The following is an 18,218-nucleotide window of genomic DNA, read 5'->3' as shown; positions in this document are numbered from 1 at the left end:
AAAAAGATTTATTTTATAAATGAGTATATAACTCATATGAAGTGCATTTTTCACTGTCTTAAATGAATTAAATATTTAATCTGTGACTTTAAAAGTTGTTTTATGCTTATATTATTTATAATTTTACCAACTATTATTTTATCATTTGATAACAATTATATCTACGTTATTTTTTGTTTTTTTCTACTTTTACAAATTGTTATGAAATTTTTGTTTTTAAAAAATCAATGTTTAAATAATAATACGTAATTATATTTATCCAATTATATTAAACTAAGTGATATGCTGCGCTATTGTCATCATTAGATATAGAGACTATTATTTTTTCATCAATACTATTTATGTATTCTTTTATCATACTTAAAACTACTTTTTCAGTATAGTAATGCTCAGCATCAATAACGGTTACTCCCAGTTCATTAGCTAACTGTGCATCATGATAACTTATATCTCCAGTTATATAGACATCTACATCTTTTTTTGCTACAAGTGGTATGAAATCTGCACCACTTCCTCCTACTACTGCAACTTTTCTTATAGGCTTGTTCATATCACCATATACTCTAATGCTTTTAGATTTTAATTTATCTTTTAGCATATGAGACACTTGCTCTAAAGTCATAATATTTGGTAATTCCCCTATCCTTCCTACCCCATGACTCACATATTTATTCTCTAGCTCATATATATCATAAGCTGGTTCTTCATAGGGATGATACCTAGCTATTATATCCAATACTTTCGGTACATCAACTTTATACATGACTGTTTCTATTTTTATTTCTTCTACTTGTTGTAATTCATTTTGTACACCTATGTATGGATTTGTATTTTCGTTTGGCATGAAAGACCCTATGCCGCTACTTTGAAAACTACAATAGCTATAGTTACCTATATGACCTACCCCTATTTCTCCAAGTTTGTCTTTCAAATCATTTGCATGTGTTGAAGGTACGTATACTGCAAATTTCATCAATTTTTCTTGTTTTTCTTCTAGTATCTGAATATCCTCTATATCTAGCAATTTTGCTAAAACATCATTAACTCCTCCTTTACACGCATCTAAATTTGTATGACATGAAAATATTGTTATATCATTGTTTATTATCTTTTTTATTAATGTGCCCTTCTTTGTACTCATATCTATACTTTTAATTGGTTTAAATATAAATGGATGGTGTGTTATTATCATATCAAAATTGCCCTTTATAGCTTCATCAATAACAGAATCCGTTATATCAAGTGCTAATAGCATCTTCTTAACTTCTTTTTGTACATCTCCAATTTGCAGTCCACTGTTATCCCATTTATATACATAATGACTTGGTGCTAATTTATTAAAGGCTTTAATTATGTCGTTCACTTTCATATGCTTTTTTCACCTCCAAAATTTTATTGTGTTTTTCCTGTAATTGCTTATATTTTACTGTTTCATTACTATTGCTTTTTATATTGTCCATTATTATGGATATCTTGGAGAGTTTCTTATCTATAAAAGGAATCAGTAGTTCATCCTGCTGCTGTATTAATTTTTCCCCTATTTCAAAGTTTATATCATCTGAAATTTTCATTTCACCATGTTTTACTAACATTGTTTCATATATTCTTTCATTTTCTTTTGATAATTTTTCTTTTACTATTTCATATCCATTATTATATAGATATTTTCTTAGTTTATCTGATGCAGTCATTGGTTGTAAAATAAAAAAAGGTATAGACCTTGCAACTTCCTTTGATTCATCTAATATATCTGCAATTAACAATCCTCCCATTCCTGCAATAATTGCTATATCAGCTTCGTTGCTATTCAACACCTTTAACCCATTTCCGAGCCTAGTCTCTATTTTATTAGATAGTTTTCTGCTTTGTATGTAGTCTTTAGCTATATTCAGAGGACCAATGTTTACATCTGAAGCAATTGCTCTTTTACATATTTTATTTTCTATAAGATATACTGGTACGTATCCATGGTCTGTACCTATGTCAGCCACGCTACCGCAGTTTTCTACCAGATGTATTATACTGCTTAATCTAGGTGTTATTTTCATAGTTTTCCTCCTAATATTACACTATTATAAAGAACGAAATGGGTTGTTTGAAATGATAAATTTCAAAAATTTGAAGTTCACTCATTTCGAAACAACCCAAGGATTCTTTAATTGCATTTTAGACATCCTCCCTATTCTAAGAAGTCTTTTAACTTTTTACTCCTACTAGGGTGTCTTAACTTTCTAAGAGCTTTGGCTTCTATTTGCCTTATCCTCTCTCTAGTTACGTCAAATTCTCTTCCCACTTCTTCTAACGTCCTAGCTCTACCATCATCTAAGCCAAATCTTAACCTGAGCACTTTTTGCTCTCTTTCAGTTAATGTATCTAATACTTCTATGAGCTGCTCTTTTAACATTGTAAATGTTGCCGCCTCTGATGGAGCTAATGCATCATTATCTGGTAAAAAATCTCCTAGATGGCTATCTTCTTCTTCACCTATTGGAGTTTCTAAGGAAACGGGTTCTTGAGCTATCTTCATTATTTCTCTTACTTTTTCTTCATCAAGGTTCATCTCAGCTGCAATTTCTTCGGGCGATGGATCTCTTCCTAAGTCTTGAAGAAGCTGTCTTGAAACTCTTATGAGTTTATTTATAGTCTCTACCATATGAACTGGTATTCTTATAGTTCTTGCCTGATCTGCTATCGCTCTAGTTATCGCCTGTCTTATCCACCATGTAGCATAAGTACTAAATTTATAGCCTTTTGTATAATCAAATTTTTCTACTGCTTTTATTAGACCCATATTCCCTTCCTGTATTAAGTCTAGGAATAACATACCTCTACCTACATATCTCTTTGCAATACTAACAACAAGTCTAAGATTTGCCTCAGCTAATCTTCTTTTTGCGCTTTCGTCTCCCTCTTCCATACGCTTTGCAAGATTAATTTCTTCTTCAGCTGTTAAAAGTGGTACTTTTCCTATTTCTTTAAGGTACATTCTTACAGGATCATCTACATTTATTCCTTTAGGCACAAGTAATGCGTTATCAATATCATTCTCTTCTTCTACTTCTTTTTCTAATATAATTTCATCTTTTTCTCCAACTATTTGTATGCCCATATCTTCTATTAATTGATATATATCATCAATTTGCTGTGGATTTAAGTCCATCTCTTCTAAAGCATCCATTATTTCTTTATATGTCAAAACACCTTTTTTCTTCCCTGTATCTATAAGTTTTTTCGCTGAGCTAAGAATTACTTCTTTATCTTTTATTTTTTTGTTGTTATCTATTTCACCCAATACTTACGCCTCCTCTAGTGAAACTTATCATGAAGCACTATTTTTTCTTTAATATCAATTAATTGTTGTAACAATAACTTTAGTTCTTTTATATCTTCGTCTGTTTTGGTTTCTTTTAATTCAATAAGTTTTATCTTATTTTTAACTTCATCTTTTGTTATTTTTAATTTCTGCATTTTTATTATACTTATATAATCTTCTATAGCTTTGTCTTTGTTATTGTAATTTATTTTAATATCCGTATCTAAAATAGTATTTAATTTATTTAATTCTTCATCATTACATTTACTCTTTAGTACGTTGAGATCAATATAATTTTCAGTTTGATAAATTTCATATATTTTTTCTGCTAAACTGATATTTACTTCATCTAAGAAATCATCTGTCATAAATTCAGTAAATATCTTATCATAAACATTTTTATTTGTTATAAGCAGATTAATTAGATTACTCTCTGCTGATATATACCCCAGCTGTAATGTATTTTTAACCGGTAATATTCTATCTTTATTATTATATCTATATTGTTTCTTTATATACTTGTCCTTACCATCATTCATTAATTTATACGAGTCTCTATTAATGGCTTCGGGAGATATCCCTGTCTCTTTTGATATTTTTTTGATATAAACATCTCTTTCGACAGAACTCTTCACTGTTGCTAATAGTTTTATTACCTCCTCAGTAAAGTTAATCTTCCCCTCCGGTGTCTGTATATTATAAAGTTTCCTGTATAAGTATATTTTGTAGTCTATATAATTAAGTGAATTTGCTAATAATTCGTTAAACATGCTAGGCCCAAATTTTCTTAGGTACTCATCTGGATCTTTAGCTTTATTAAATATAACAGCCTTAGCTTTTATACCAACTTGATTAAAAATCTCAAACGCTAAGCTAACTGCTTTTTGACCTGCTGTATCTGAATCATAACAAATATATATATCTTTTTTATATTTTTTTAGAAACTCTGCTTGTTCCTTTGTAAATGCTGTTCCTAATGATGCGACAGCATTTTTAAAACCATATTTATACAAAGTGATAGTGTCCATATATCCCTCTGTTAAAAGTATTTTGTTATTCTCTGAATGCTTTGAAAGATTGTTTGCTCCATATACATTGTATCTTTTATTAAATACAGGAGTATCAGGAGAATTTAAATACTTTGGTAAAGCTTTGTCTATGACTCTACCTCCAAAACCTATAATTTTGTTTTTATTGTTGATTATTGGAAAGATTATTCTATTTCTAAATCGATTGTAATAGCCATTATTGTTATTTCTCTTAATTATTAATCCAGCTTCATAAATTAATTCTTCCTTGTATCCTTTACTGACTAAGTATCTTTTTAAATCTTCCCAGTCATCTAAAGCATACCCTAATCCAAAAGCTTTGATCATATCACTATCTATTTGTCTGTTTTTTAAATAATTAATAGCTTTATAGTTGTTTCTTAAATTTTTATAAAAATATATTGCAGCTTCTTTGTTTATCTGAAACAAAAGCTTTTTTTTATTTGCTACTTTATTATTATCATCTTTTTCGTTTATTACTATACCAGCCCTATCTGCTAAAATTTCTGCAGATTCCTTGAAATCAATGTTCAAATACTTTGATATGAAACTTATAACATCTCCACCCTCTCCACATCCAAAGCAATGATATATTTGCTTGCTTGGTGAAACGACAAATGAAGGTGTTTTTTCTTGATGGAATGGGCAGCAAGCTTTGTAATTTACTCCAGCCTTATTTAGCTCTATATAATCAGATATAACATCAACTATATCGTTATCTTCTTTAATTTTTTCTATTAATTCATCTGACAAGGCATATGACATATATACCTCCTTTATTATTATTTCTCCACAATTTTCATATATCCTCCAAAAATACTGTGTAATATTTTACCGAATTATGATATTATTTCTATGTTATTTCTATTTTAACTAAATAAAACTAATATTTTTACAAAAGTCAATCACCAAATATTTATTCGACACAAATCTATGTTTCCCTTTTTTTTTTTGGATTTTTTAGAATTTGTCCCATGGCTTTGGAACAAATAGCTCGTTGAACTTGTTTATAGCGTACCTATCTGTCATCCCTGCAATATAATAACATGCTACATTTTTTGTATTTTCATCAATAGTCTTTAATTCTGTAGGCAATGATTCGGTATTAATAATATAATAATCATATAATTGTCGAATTACGTATTTTGCTTTACTTTCTTCTTGCTTTGCATTTTTATCTAAATAAACGTTTTTAAACATAAATTCTCTTAATTCATTCATGTAGTAACTCATAGACTCACTCATAATTATTTCATTTTGGTCAGTACTATTGTTGATAATATCAATTATCATATTATTTATTCTTTCACCATGAGTATTTCCTACATAATCTAAACATTTTTTTGGAAGCATATCTGTTTTTAATATACCTGCTCTTATTGCATCATCTATATCGTGATTTATATATGCTATTCTATCACAAATGCGTACTAATTGTCCCTCTAATGTACATGGTTTTTTATTTCCTGTATGGTTTAATATACCATCTCTAACTTCATATGTTAGATTTAGTCCTCTGTTTTTATTTCTTATTTCTATATAATCAACTATTCTTAGGCTATGCTCATTGTGTTTAAATCCTGCTTTATGCAAATTATTTAGTACCATTTCTCCCGCGTGACCAAAAGGTGTATGCCCCAAATCATGTCCGAGTGCTATAGCTTCTGTCAAATCTTCATTTATTCTTATCGCTCTTGCTATTGTTCTAGCTATTTGCGATACCTCCAATGTATGTGTTAGTCTTGTTCTAAAATGATCGCCTTCGGGTATTAAAAACACCTGTGTCTTGTGTTTCAGTCTTCTAAATGCTTTTGAGTGAAGGATTCTATCTCTATCTCTTTGATAATCTGTTCTTATATCACATTTTTCCTCTTCTATCTCACGACCTTTACTGTCACAGCTTTTTTTAGCAAATTTAGATAAAATTTTCAACTCAAGCATTTCGGTATTTTCTCTAATCTTCATTTTTTCCCCTCATTTCCATATAAGACGTAAATTTATTAGAGAATAGTTACTTAATTATTTTATGCATAATGCTTTAATCTATGTTTATTATATATATACAACAAATGCAAAAATAATCCTTTAATTTTTTGAACTAACTGAAAACAAGTAAATAAACTTGAACTCAAAAACAATACCTTTCACAGTTAAATGTATTTTCAGTAGTACTATAATTAAAATCCATATATAAATGATATAGTATTGTGAGCAATATATAATAATTCCATAATATTACAAAATCGAACATTTCTTTTTAATTTTTTCTATAAATTTACAATAAAAAAGGATTACGCTATATATATATAGAATATATTATTAAGAAAATAATACTTGAAAGGAGCGAATTAAATGAAAAGAATTAGTAAAAAAGAAAAATTTACTTCTTTAGCTGTTATTCCACCGCAATGTAATTGTTATTGTATGGATGATCCTTCCCATTCTTATGATCAGATCTTTGTTCAAAGGTATTAATACAATCAGGTAATATTATACAAAGAGTAATCTTATGGGTGTCTTTTCAGACACCCAATATGTTAAACGAAAAACACCTTAGTATTGGCTATTTTTACACAAAAAACCCTATATGAATAAACTCTCTTTTACGAGTGTCTATTCTATAGGATTCATTTTAAAACATGACTCATTCTTTTATTTATATTTAATCATATCTAGTATTATTCCTGCTGTTTCTTCTACCGCTTTGTTTGAAACATCTATTATAGTACAGCCTAACTTTTTCATTATCTTTTCTGCATACGTTAGCTCTTCTAATATTCTCTCTAGCGCTGCATAATTAGCATTATTATCAAGTCCTAATGCTTTTAATCTCTCTTGTCTAATTTGATTTAGTTTTTCAGGGTTAGCTGTAAGACCTATAATCTTCTTATGATCTATTTCAAATAAACTTTCTGGTGGTGATACCTCTGGAATTAGTGGAACATTTGCTACTTTTATGTTTTTATGTGCTAAATACATACTAAGTGGTGTTTTTGATGTTCTAGATACTCCTACGAGTATTATATCTGCTTTTTTAATACCTCTAGCATCTTTCCCATCATCATATTTTACTGCAAACTCTACTGCTTCTACTTTCCTAAAATATTTCTCGTCTAATCTTCTTATAAGTCCTGGTTCTCTTTTAGGAGACTGAGATAGCACATTTTGTATATGATCTATTATTGGCGTCATCAAATCTATGTAATTTATATCACGCTCTTCACATTTATCTATTAGGTAATTTTTTAGCTCTGTAACTACTATGGTAAAAAGTATTATACATTTTTCATGTTTTGCTTCGTCGACTATCTCTTTTATTTGCTCTTCATCTGTTATGTAAGGAAATCTTCTTATCTCATAATTACCTGTATTAAACTGACTCATTGCAGCCTTTGCAACCTGTTCTCCTGTTTCTCCTATTGAATCAGATAATACGTATACAACTATATTGCTTTTCATCTCATACCTCCTATTTTTTTGCCCCCAAGTCTACAAAAAGACTTGTTATATTAGTTTTGGAAATCCTACCAATTACTTTATAGTGAATTTTACCTTCACTCTCTTCTTTTTTTACTACTGGAAGAGAGTCTACTTGATGATTTATTATTTTTACTGCTACATCATACATAGTTTCCTCTGGATATGCCATAACTATATTAGGCATTCTGGTCATAATTAATCCAACAGGTACTTTATTTGTATCTGAATTACCTATAACACTTTTCAAGAAATCTTTTCTTGATACTACACCTACTAAATAACCTTTTGATGTTACAAATATTGTTCCTACATCTTCTAAAAATAATGTCACTATTGCGTTGTATATACTGGTTTCTTCATCTACCACGACTGGAGTGGATACGAAACTTTTTACCTTAATGTCTTTTATTTGATTAGCAAAAATCGTATTTATTGATTGCCCCGTAAAAAAATATCCAACCTTTGGTCTAGCATCTAGCATACCCATCATTGTTAAAACTGATAAATCAGCTCTTAGGGTTGCTCTTGTTACTTTTAGCATACTGGCTATTTGCTCGCTAGATATTGGTTGTTTTTCTTTTACTATTTCTATGATCTTATTTTGCCGAGTTGAAAATTGAATATCTATCACCTCTTCATCTACATGGTTTTATCATTATTAAACTCTTTATTTTAGTATAAATTAAAATAGGACAATTGTAAATAAAGGGATATCTCAATAATATGAAATACCCCTTCGTCTATCCTATAACTAATACTTTATTTTCTCTCTAATATAGTTTTCTAAATCAGATATCTTGATTCTCTCTTGCTCCATTGTATCTCTCTCTCTTACTGTTACGCACTTATCCTCTAAAGAATCATAGTCAAATGTTATACAATATGGTGTTCCTATTTCATCATGTCTTCTATATCTCTTTCCTATATTACCTGATGCATCATAATCAACCATAAATGATTTAGCTAACTCAGAATAAATTTCTGTAGCCTCTTTGTCTAATTTTTTAGTCAGAGGAAACACTGCAGCTTTAAATGGTGCTAACGCAGGATGTAGCTTTAATACTTTTCTAGTAGTTCCATCTTCTAAGGTTTCGTCATTATAAGCATCTATTAAAAATGCTAAAGTAACTCTATCTGCTCCTAGAGCTGGTTCTATACAATATGGTAAATATCTCTCGTTAGTAACTGGGTCTATATATCTTAAATCAACACCCGAATGTTCCATATGTCTCTTTAAATCAAAATCAGTTCTATCAGCTATACCCCAAAGTTCACCCCAACCAAATGGATATTTGAATTCTATGTCTGCTGTTGCATTACTGTAATGTGATAGTTCTTCCTCTGAATGATCCCTTATCCTAAGACTTTCTTTATCTATACCTAAATCATAAAGCCAATTTATACAGAATTCTTTCCAGTACTCATACCATTTCAAGTCTTCTTCAGGCTTGCAGAAAAACTCCATTTCCATTTGTTCAAATTCTCTTGTCCTAAATGTAAAGTTTCCTGGTGTTATCTCATTTCTAAATGATTTACCAATCTGACCTATACCAAATGGGATTTTTTTTCTAGCTGTTTTGGACATATTCTTGAAGTTAACAAATATACCTTGTGCTGTTTCAGGTCTTAAATATATCTCTGTTTTTGATCCCTCTGTAACCCCTTGGTATGTTTTGAACATAAGATTAAACTGCCTAATATTTGTATAGTCATTACTTCCACAATCCGGACACTTTATTTCTTTGTCTTTTATGTAGTCTTCCATTTGCTCATTAGTCCATCCATCAACTATGACTTCTTCTAATCCTTTATTTTTAATAAAATCTTCTATTAATTTATCTGCTCTAAATCTTGATTTACATTTCTTGCAATCCATCAACGGGTCATTGAAACCTCCAACATGCCCTGATGCAACCCAAACCTCAGGGTTCATTAGTATAGCGCTATCTAAACCTACATTCATTGGTGACTCTTGTATGAATTTTTTCCACCAAGCTTTTTTTACATTATTTTTAAGCTCTACTCCTAATGGTCCATAATCCCATGTATTCGCTAATCCTCCGTATATATCTGATCCAGGAAATATAAAACCTCTAGCCTTAGCTAATGATACTATGTTTTGCATTGTTACTTCTTTCATATCGTTTCCTCCTTAAAGGTTGTTTCATATATATTCTATAATAGTATTCCTTTTATGAAAACAAGTTTATTCAATTATTATCTTATTGTCAATACCTATACAAATAAAATAAGGGATTGTCTTAAAGATTTGTAGTGCTTTCTCACAAGACCTCCCTTAGGGCTGTTTCACAATGAGTTAATTTATTAGGCTTTAATCCACGAATTTACCATTACTTTACATCCTTTATAGCCTTTATTTAAGCAACTAAATTTTATTCTTCGTCTTCATCATTCTCTTCTTTGCTTATAGTTATATATTTCTCTTCTTTTTCTTCTACATCTTCATCTTTTTGCTTAGTTTTTTTTATTTTCTCTAATGTATCCTCTGTCTTACTCTTTACAGCGCCTAACGTATCTTGTGTGACATTCTTCACCTTGTTTATAGTATCATCAGCAAAGTTGCTTATACTTATAACATCTCCATCTTCTTTTATTATTTCTATAGAGCATTTTGTAAGTAATGCACCTGTAAAACTAAGTGCTGATAAAACTGGAGCTAAAAATATACCAATAGCACCAATAGTTACAGGAATATTCATAATTGTCTCATCATCTTTTTTTAATAGTATCTTATTTACATTCCCTGCTCTTATGACTTCTTTTACACTATCTATTACCGTGTCCACTGTTTTGTTTACCTTATCTTTGCAACACTTATTTTTGCCTAAATCTTCGATGTGTATTAACGCTTCTACTAAATCACCCTCATACTTTTCTAGAATTTCCTTTGCTTCTTTGTAGGATATATCCGCTCTTTCTCTTAGAGCATCAATTTTTTCTAAACTGATATTCATCTTACCCCTCCTTATTTATATTATTATATTTTTAGTCATCTATATTTGTTATACTATTAATTATGATATGAAATCGAGAAATTTTAGTGCATTAAAGTCTTTTTTATCTACGTAATATTCTATATATTTTCTTGTTAATTTTTGTAATTCTTTAAGCTCACCATAGTCTAACTTAATCTTGTCTAACTCATCTAATCTAGAATACATTAATAGCCTTAAACCTTCTGCAAGATTCTTATCAAGCATGAAATCATACGAATTATAGCTTTTGCATACATCGCAAAGAACTCCACCACTCTTAGAACTAAACACCGCTTCTCCTATAACTTCTTTACCACATTCACAACATCTCTTTGTATTAGGTTTGTAGCCTATAAAGCTCATATGCTTTAATTCAAATGCAAGTATTATTTTTATATATCCCTCTGTAGTTTTTGATAAAACTTCTAGTGTTTTTAATAGTAAGTTATATACTTTAATATTTTGTTCGTTTATTGGAACTGATGCATCTACTAATTGTAATACGTACATTGCATATGTTAGTCTGTCCAAATCTTCTCTTACACTAGAATATGTTTTAATCATATCGCCTTGGTTAATTGTATGCATATTTCTACCACGATAAACCACAAAATTACTTACAGTTAGTAATTGTGTGCTAGAAAACAATTTGTTTTTCTGTTTTCTAGCACCTTTTGCTATTCCTTGTATTTTTCCATTTTCTTTAGTGAAAATGGTCAATATCTTATCACTTTCACTATATTTTGTTTCTTTTAATACTACCCCCTCTAATTTAAGTAGCATAATACACCTCTATTATATTCTAGATTTGATTAATATCTTCGTTGTATTTCAGTGTTTCTTTGTAATCAATATATACATCTATTCTTCCTGTTTTCTCAAATAACTTCCACATAATATCTTGTAGCATATAAACTCCTCCTAATTTTAACTTGTACTTATAGATAGTTTGCTACTAAGAAGTTCAATTATTCTATGTAAAAAGTGTTATTTGTGGAATCAAATTATTCTAATTTTATTTTACTTATAACCCATTCTTTTTATTAAGCTCACTTTGTCACGCCAATTCTTCTTTACTTTGACCCAAAGTTCTAAGAAAACTTTGCTACCAAGTAATCTTTCAATCTCCATCCGAGATGCTTTTCCGATACCTTTTAACTTCCTACCATTTTTCCCTATTATGATGCCTTTGTGTGAGTCTCTCTCACAATAAATTGTTGCACTTACATCTACTATTTCTTTATTATTTCTACTCTTCATCTTTTCTATCTCAACAGCTATACCATGTGGTATCTCTTGGTCTAAGTAATGCAGAGCTTTTTCTCTTATTATTTCTGCTGCTATAAATCTTTCTGGTTGATCTGTTATCATGTCGCCCGGGAAATATTGTGGACCTTCTGGCAGATGTTTTTTTATTCTATTTAATAGTCTATTAACATTTATATCTTTCAATGCAGATATTGGCACTATATCTTCAAATATACCAAATTCTTCGTATTGCATAGCTATATTAGCTAAACTAGCTTTATTTAGTTTATCCATCTTATTTATTACTAGTATTTTTTTAGCTTTTATTTTTTTTAATTCTTCTAGTATATATTTATCTCCTGCTCCTAGCTTTAAGCTCTCATCTACTAGCCACAGTATTATATCTACTCCCGCAAATGTACTCTTTACTGCGTCCATCATATAGTTACCTAATTTATTCTTAGGTTTGTGTATACCAGGTGTATCTAAAAATACTATTTGGCATTCATCTTCTGTATGAATACACTGTATCTTGTTTCTTGTTGTCTGCGGTTTATCTGATATTATGGATAGTTTTTCTCCTATAATATTATTTAGCAATGTTGATTTACCAACATTAGGTCTACCTATTATTGTTACGAATCCTGATTTATATTTCATTTGTTCCTCCTATACGTTTTGTAAGTCCTCTGGCCCAAAGCTATATGGTAATAGCTCCTCTAATGTATGCTCTTTGTATTCGTTTTCTGATTTTACAACTATAACCTTCATGTCTTTAGAAAATTCTCTCATAACCTGTCTACATACTCCACATGGATATGAATACTCTGAATCTCCACACACGGCTATAGCTTCAAATTCTCTTTCTCCTTCACTTACAGCCTTACTTATTGCTGTTCTCTCTGCACAAATTGTAGGACTATATGATGCATACTCTATATTACAACCTGTATATACCTTACCACTTTTCCCTAATAAGGCACTGCCAACTTTAAATTTTGAATAAGGAGCATATGACAGTTTTTTTGCTTCTATAGCCTTTTTAACCAATTCATTTATATCCATTGTCTACACCTGCTTTCATCCATTGTGCTAATTAGTTCATTAATTGTTAGTATCAAATTTTACTATAGGCTTTGCCTCAACTACTTGTATCCAAGTAACTCCTGGATTAAGTATAATTTCTTTACCATCTTCATCAAAGTATTTTGTTTTTGCTTTTCTATCACTCTTTTTCCAAGTAATATTTATTCCCTTTCCATTAGTTATATAATAACCTGAGCCTTTTCCTACTGTAGCAATACTCAATCTACCATAGCTATCTATTGCTTTTGTACTAGCTTTTTGGACTATTATGTTTTTGGCTACTATAGGAGCTTTATTAGTCTCATCTATGTGTTGTTTACCATCCTTATATCTATTATATACCTTATTCTTGCTATCGTATATGTATTTAGTAGTATTTTTAAGTTTATAGTCTATAAACACTTCTTTTGCACTAAAAGACGTATCTGTTATTATATCTATATCTTCATTGTTAAATAAAAATGGTGTGAAGTTTGCTGTTTCTCTGTATTTCCTTCTTTTTTGTTCCTTTCTTATTTTTTCCATACTTGTATAAAGTGTATGTTCGTTTTTCTTACCTGTTTTATAGTTTCTATAAAAAGCTCCACTGTATAGTCCATCTATATCTGCAACTTTTAATTTCTTTACATCTGCTTTTGCTTGTTCACTACCACCACATCTAACGTATAGTGGGTCATATTCAAGAGCTGCACTTATAAAATATGGTCTCGCACTTCTCACTGATCCTATCACTTTAGGCTCGTTTACTAAAAACACACCCAAATATCTCGTTATACGTCCTTCAACCAACATCTCATAGGCAATTTCAGCTTGACTTAATCCTGCTTGCCACCTAGCTGCCCTATGGTTATCAAACATTACTGTAACAGGTCTTCTATTTATTTTTTCCTCTGGTACAATTATACCACTCAACGGAGATTTAACACCTTCTACAACTATTTTTTCTGGCTCTTGTTGTTCTGGTTTCTCCTCTGGGCTTTGTTTTACTTCTTTTTGTTGTACTGGTATTTCATTATTATCAACCACATCTTTGTCACTTCCACAACCTATTACTGTAATCATTAGACTTAAAATCATTGCTATACATAAAAATCTTTTCATTATGTAACCCCCATTTATTTTTTACACTTTTGCCTTTATTACTTCTACCTCAACATTCAATATCCTTCTTTTATTGACTTTTAACACAGACATAACTAAATCTTTATATTTAATTTTATCACCAATTACCGCTACTCTACCTAGAGAGTTAAATATATAACCTCCTAATGAGTCAAAATCTTCATATGGCAAATCTACGTTAAAGGCTTCATTAAAGTCCTCTAGTTCTATGTCTGCTTTTACATTATATCTGTTATCTCCTATTTTTTCTATTATATTTTCTTCTGCATCGTATTCATCCAGTATATCTCCTACTATTTCTTCTATTATATCTTCTATAGTTACTAAGCCTTCTGTTGCACCATATTCATCAAGTATTATAGCCATATGGACTTGCTGTGTTTGCATTTCTTTTAAAAGCTCTCCTATTTTCTTTGTTTGAGGAACATAGTATGCTCCTCTCATAAGCTCTTTTACTGATGCTTCATTTATATCAAGCTCATTATCAAAAGCAAATGGCAATATATCCTTGGCATATAATAAACCTACTATATTGTCGATACTATTTTCAAATATAGGAATTCTAGAATGTCCGTTTTCTATAATTATTGATAGTGCTTTTTTTAGATTACTTTTTATTGATACTGCTATTATGTCTACTCTAGGCACCATCACATTTGTGACATCTGTATCATCTATCTCAAAAACGCCTTCTATCATCATTCTCTCATGATGCTCAAGTATACCTTCTTCTTCTCCTACATTTACTATGGATTTTATCTCTTCTTCAGTTATGAATGCTACGTTTTTACTAGTCTCTCCGCCTAATAACTTGATAATTGCATTTGTAAAGCCAGTCAATATATGAAGTAATGGTTTAAACACCTTCACTAATATATCCAACATTTTACCTAGCTTTGTAATTATCTTCTCCGGGTTTTGAGTAGCAAATGTTTTAGGTGTTATTTCTCCAAATACGACTATCAACACAGTCATTATAACAGTTGAAATAACTATTGACCCATCTTTTTTGAAAAACTTTAACGTAAGCTCTGTTACTATAGCTGTAGCTGCAACATTTACTACATTATTTCCTATCAATATTACTGATAATACTGAATTTATTTGCTGTTTTAATTTCTTTATCAACTCTCCTTTACGTGCATCTTTTTCTTTTATATTTCTTATATTCGTTGGTTTTATTGCTGTTAATGCAGTTTCTGCACTTGAAAATACAGATGACAGATAAAGAAGTACTATTAATGCTACAATTTTAAAATAAAAAGCCATGCAATTAGCCTCCTATAAATAGTTAACTATTTATATGTTTCCCAATTACATGACAAACTTGTATGTTTTATTTATCGCTTTTAAATATTTTAAGGTTTTTCATAACATCTTTTTCTTTTTGTCTCATAATTTCTTTTTCAGTTTCAGTCATATGATCATATCCTAAAAGATGAAACATACTATGAGCAGTTAAATACATCAACTCTCTTTTTATTGAATGTCCTAATTCTTTAGCTTGTGCTATTCCTTTTTCAACTGATATAACTATGTCACCTAACATGCTTTCTTGTCCTTCTATGAATATGCTATCATCTTCAATAGGAAACGATAATACATCAGTATAGCTATCTTTATTTCTATACATCCTATTAAGTGTTTTTATTTCTTCATTGTCTACAAAAGATACACTTACTTCATAATCAGTGTTTCCTCTCTCAAGCATTAGGCACTCGCTAACTACTTTTTTTATATCTTCTATTATCTCCTGTGAAATCTCTATTTTCTCTTGTCTATTGTCTATCAGTAGTTGCATATTATTTATATGCCTCCTTTTATTTCATCAATGTTTAATTTAGGATATTCGATTCTTTCATGGAATATACCAAGTAATATTATTGTAAATTTATTTGCTATTATATCCAAATCTTTAAAGGTCAATTCACTTTCATCAAGCTGTCCATCTTCTAACTTTGCTTTGATTATCTTTTTAATTAAACTTTCTATTTTAACCTTTGTAGGCTCTTGTATTGATCTTACTGCTGCCTCTACTGAATCAGCTAGCATTATTATGGCTGCTTCTTTAGTCTGTGGCTTAGGTCCAGGATATCTAAAATCTTCTTCTCTTACAGACTCACTTTTCTCACTATTTAACGCCTTGTGATAGAAAAATGCTACTAATGTTCTTCCATGATGCTGTCTTATTATATCCTCTATGAATTTTGGTAGCTTATATTTTTTAGCCATTTCTACACCATCTTTTACATGATTTAATATGACTATAGTGCTAAGATTAGCCTTTAATTTATCATGTGGATTAGCAGAATTAAACTGGTTTTCTTTAAAGAAATATGGTCTTTTCAACTTCCCTATATCATGATAATATGATCCAACTCTAGCAAGCAACGCATTGGCATTTATAGCCTCTGCTGCTGATTCACTAAGATTACCTACTACTATACTGTGATGATAAGTTCCTGGAGCTTCTAATAGTAATCTTTTCATTATTGGAGTATTTGGGTTAGATAAATCTAATAGCTTTTGTGGTGTAATTATACCAAATACACTCTCCCAAAGTGGCAGTGAACCTACTGTAATAACACTACACATAACTCCATTTAATATACCAAAGATACTTTGTTGTACTATTAAATATGCACCTTCATCCAAAATCAATCCTATAGACACCGACATGAATACATTTACTAATCCTACTACTAGTCCCACTACAAATATTTTGTATCTGTGATTAGCCTCTTTTCCACCTATTGCTCCAACTAAACCACTCAGCATATACAACACTATAATACTTGGTGATGCATTTGTGATATAAGCTAGTTGTATTACCATTATTAAATTAATGAAAATTGATACTTTTTCATCTAGTAGTATTGTTATAAGCATTGTTGCTGTCGCTATAGGCACTAAATATGTTGATACATCACTAACGCTCTTTCCTAACAAAAGTATAACTATGACTATTAGCATAACCATAAATAATAGCTTAGGGTTATATAATAGCTTCCTATTTAAATAATATAGGTATACTATAAAGCTACATACTATCAGTACTGCCAGTAATATTAACCCTATTTTAGGCTTATATTCTTTCATATTTTTTTCTTTTAAGAGACCGCTTTCTCTTAATAGTGCAATGTGCCTTTTTTTAAATTCTTCACCTTTTAATATTATAACTTGTCCTTTTTTTATTTTTATGTCTTCTATCTGCTTTGCTACAGCCTCTTTTGCTTCTTTTGTCTGCTTTATATCTAGAAACATATTTGGTTTTAAAAAATTGACTATTATTTCTCTGCCTATTCTTTTATTTGAATCTTTCAGATCTTCTATTTTATCAAAGTTTTCAATTAGTACTTCTTTACTTTCTTCTAAATCTTTTTCTTTTATTCCCTTTGCCATAACCTGAAAAATGATATCACCTATATAACTTTGTAATTTATCCAGATCTGATTTTTTAGTTGTCAATAATATACTAAAGTCATTATCACTCAATTCTATATCTGCTTCTCTTTTTAACAATTCCTTTTGAAGAATCTTATTTTCGTCTTGCGAGTTTCTTATCATCTGTATAATATCAAAAAAGTTATTTATCTTTGTTTTAACATTAACTTGCACTGATAAATCAAATTTGTATATTGGCTCTACTTTGTCCATTGATTGTTCTCTAAGTCTGTTAGTTTCAATTTTATCTACTATATCTTTATTAGTTACAATATCTTGCCTAGCTACATCTCCTACTTCTGCTGATATTTTATTTGTAGTCATGTTAAATATAAAAATCCCTGATAACACAATAGTAAAGCATACAAAAAGTAATATTTGTTTAATCAATCTTCTTTTTAAAAATCTATTTACTTTAGTGCTTTTTAATCTTTTCCTAATATTATGCTTTTTAAAAAGCATGTTTCCACCCCACAAGCC

General features: G+C 29.8%; 16 protein-coding genes. All 16 read right to left on the bottom strand.

Annotated elements, in window-relative coordinates; all coding sequences use genetic code 11:
- Positions 1-268 precede the first annotated feature (268 nt).
- The 16 genes from P3X86_RS12400 to P3X86_RS12325 all read right to left on the bottom strand — a co-directional run bounded on the left by P3X86_RS12400 (position 269) and on the right by P3X86_RS12325 (position 18,200).
- Positions 269-1,369, bottom strand: coding sequence for a Nif3-like dinuclear metal center hexameric protein (locus P3X86_RS12400; protein WP_483293013.1), 1,101 nt, complete (start codon positions 1,367-1,369; stop codon positions 269-271).
- Positions 1,347-2,048, bottom strand: a complete 702-nt coding sequence (locus P3X86_RS12395; protein ID WP_483293012.1) for a tRNA (adenine(22)-N(1))-methyltransferase — start codon at positions 2,046-2,048, stop codon at positions 1,347-1,349. Before P3X86_RS12395 ends, P3X86_RS12400 begins: the two co-directional genes overlap by 23 nt.
- A 131-nt stretch (positions 2,049-2,179) precedes the next feature.
- The gene (gene rpoD, locus P3X86_RS12390) at positions 2,180-3,292 is read right to left on the bottom strand and encodes an RNA polymerase sigma factor RpoD (RefSeq protein WP_483293011.1); all 1,113 of its coding nucleotides are present in this window, start codon (positions 3,290-3,292) and stop codon (positions 2,180-2,182) included.
- A gap of 14 nt (positions 3,293-3,306) precedes the next feature.
- The gene (gene dnaG, locus P3X86_RS12385) at positions 3,307-5,127 is read right to left on the bottom strand and encodes a DNA primase (protein WP_483293010.1); all 1,821 of its coding nucleotides are present in this window, start codon (positions 5,125-5,127) and stop codon (positions 3,307-3,309) included.
- Between the two features lie 195 nt (positions 5,128-5,322).
- Positions 5,323-6,327: a deoxyguanosinetriphosphate triphosphohydrolase gene (locus tag P3X86_RS12380; RefSeq protein ID WP_483293009.1), complete on the bottom strand. Its 1,005-nt coding sequence runs from the start codon at positions 6,325-6,327 to the stop codon at positions 5,323-5,325.
- A gap of 687 nt (positions 6,328-7,014) precedes the next feature.
- Positions 7,015-7,821, bottom strand: a complete 807-nt coding sequence (locus P3X86_RS12375; RefSeq protein WP_483293008.1) for a pyruvate, water dikinase regulatory protein — start codon at positions 7,819-7,821, stop codon at positions 7,015-7,017.
- A gap of 10 nt (positions 7,822-7,831) precedes the next feature.
- The gene (gene ccpN / locus P3X86_RS12370) at positions 7,832-8,464 is read right to left on the bottom strand and encodes a transcriptional regulator CcpN (protein ID WP_483293039.1); all 633 of its coding nucleotides are present in this window, start codon (positions 8,462-8,464) and stop codon (positions 7,832-7,834) included.
- 129 nt (positions 8,465-8,593) lie between these two features.
- Entirely contained in the window at positions 8,594-9,982 is a 1,389-nt protein-coding gene (locus tag P3X86_RS12365) for a glycine--tRNA ligase (protein ID WP_483293007.1), read from the bottom strand.
- A 253-nt stretch (positions 9,983-10,235) separates the two neighbouring features.
- On the bottom strand, positions 10,236-10,817 hold the full coding sequence (locus P3X86_RS12360; protein ID WP_483293006.1) for a DUF4342 domain-containing protein: 582 nt from the start codon (positions 10,815-10,817) through the stop codon (positions 10,236-10,238).
- 60 nt (positions 10,818-10,877) lie between these two features.
- Complete coding sequence (gene recO, locus P3X86_RS12355) at positions 10,878-11,621, bottom strand: DNA repair protein RecO (protein WP_483293005.1); 744 nt, start codon at positions 11,619-11,621, stop codon at positions 10,878-10,880.
- Between the two features lie 237 nt (positions 11,622-11,858).
- Positions 11,859-12,746 carry a GTPase Era gene (gene era / locus P3X86_RS12350; protein WP_483293004.1) on the bottom strand — a complete coding sequence of 296 codons (888 nt, stop codon included), beginning with the start codon at positions 12,744-12,746 and terminating at the stop codon, positions 11,859-11,861.
- Positions 12,747-12,755: 9 nt separating this feature from the next.
- Positions 12,756-13,151, bottom strand: coding sequence for a cytidine deaminase (gene cdd, locus P3X86_RS12345; protein WP_483293003.1), 396 nt, complete (start codon positions 13,149-13,151; stop codon positions 12,756-12,758).
- Positions 13,152-13,190: 39 nt separating this feature from the next.
- Entirely contained in the window at positions 13,191-14,273 is a 1,083-nt protein-coding gene (locus P3X86_RS12340) for a DUF3048 domain-containing protein (RefSeq protein ID WP_483293002.1), read from the bottom strand.
- A 21-nt stretch (positions 14,274-14,294) separates the two neighbouring features.
- Positions 14,295-15,563, bottom strand: a complete 1,269-nt coding sequence (locus tag P3X86_RS12335) for a hemolysin family protein (RefSeq protein WP_483293001.1) — start codon at positions 15,561-15,563, stop codon at positions 14,295-14,297.
- A gap of 67 nt (positions 15,564-15,630) precedes the next feature.
- A complete protein-coding gene (gene ybeY / locus P3X86_RS12330; RefSeq protein ID WP_483293000.1) occupies positions 15,631-16,095 on the bottom strand; it encodes an rRNA maturation RNase YbeY in 465 nt (154 codons plus the stop codon).
- Positions 16,096-16,100: 5 nt separating this feature from the next.
- Positions 16,101-18,200 carry an HD family phosphohydrolase gene (locus P3X86_RS12325; protein WP_483292999.1) on the bottom strand — a complete coding sequence of 700 codons (2,100 nt, stop codon included), beginning with the start codon at positions 18,198-18,200 and terminating at the stop codon, positions 16,101-16,103.
- Between the last annotated feature and the right edge of the window lie 18 nt (positions 18,201-18,218).

The sequence above is a fragment of the Abyssisolibacter sp. ZYX002 genome (assembly GCF_056892235.1).
Note: the sequence above shows the minus strand (reverse complement) of the source record. Positions and strands in the feature narration are given on the sequence as shown.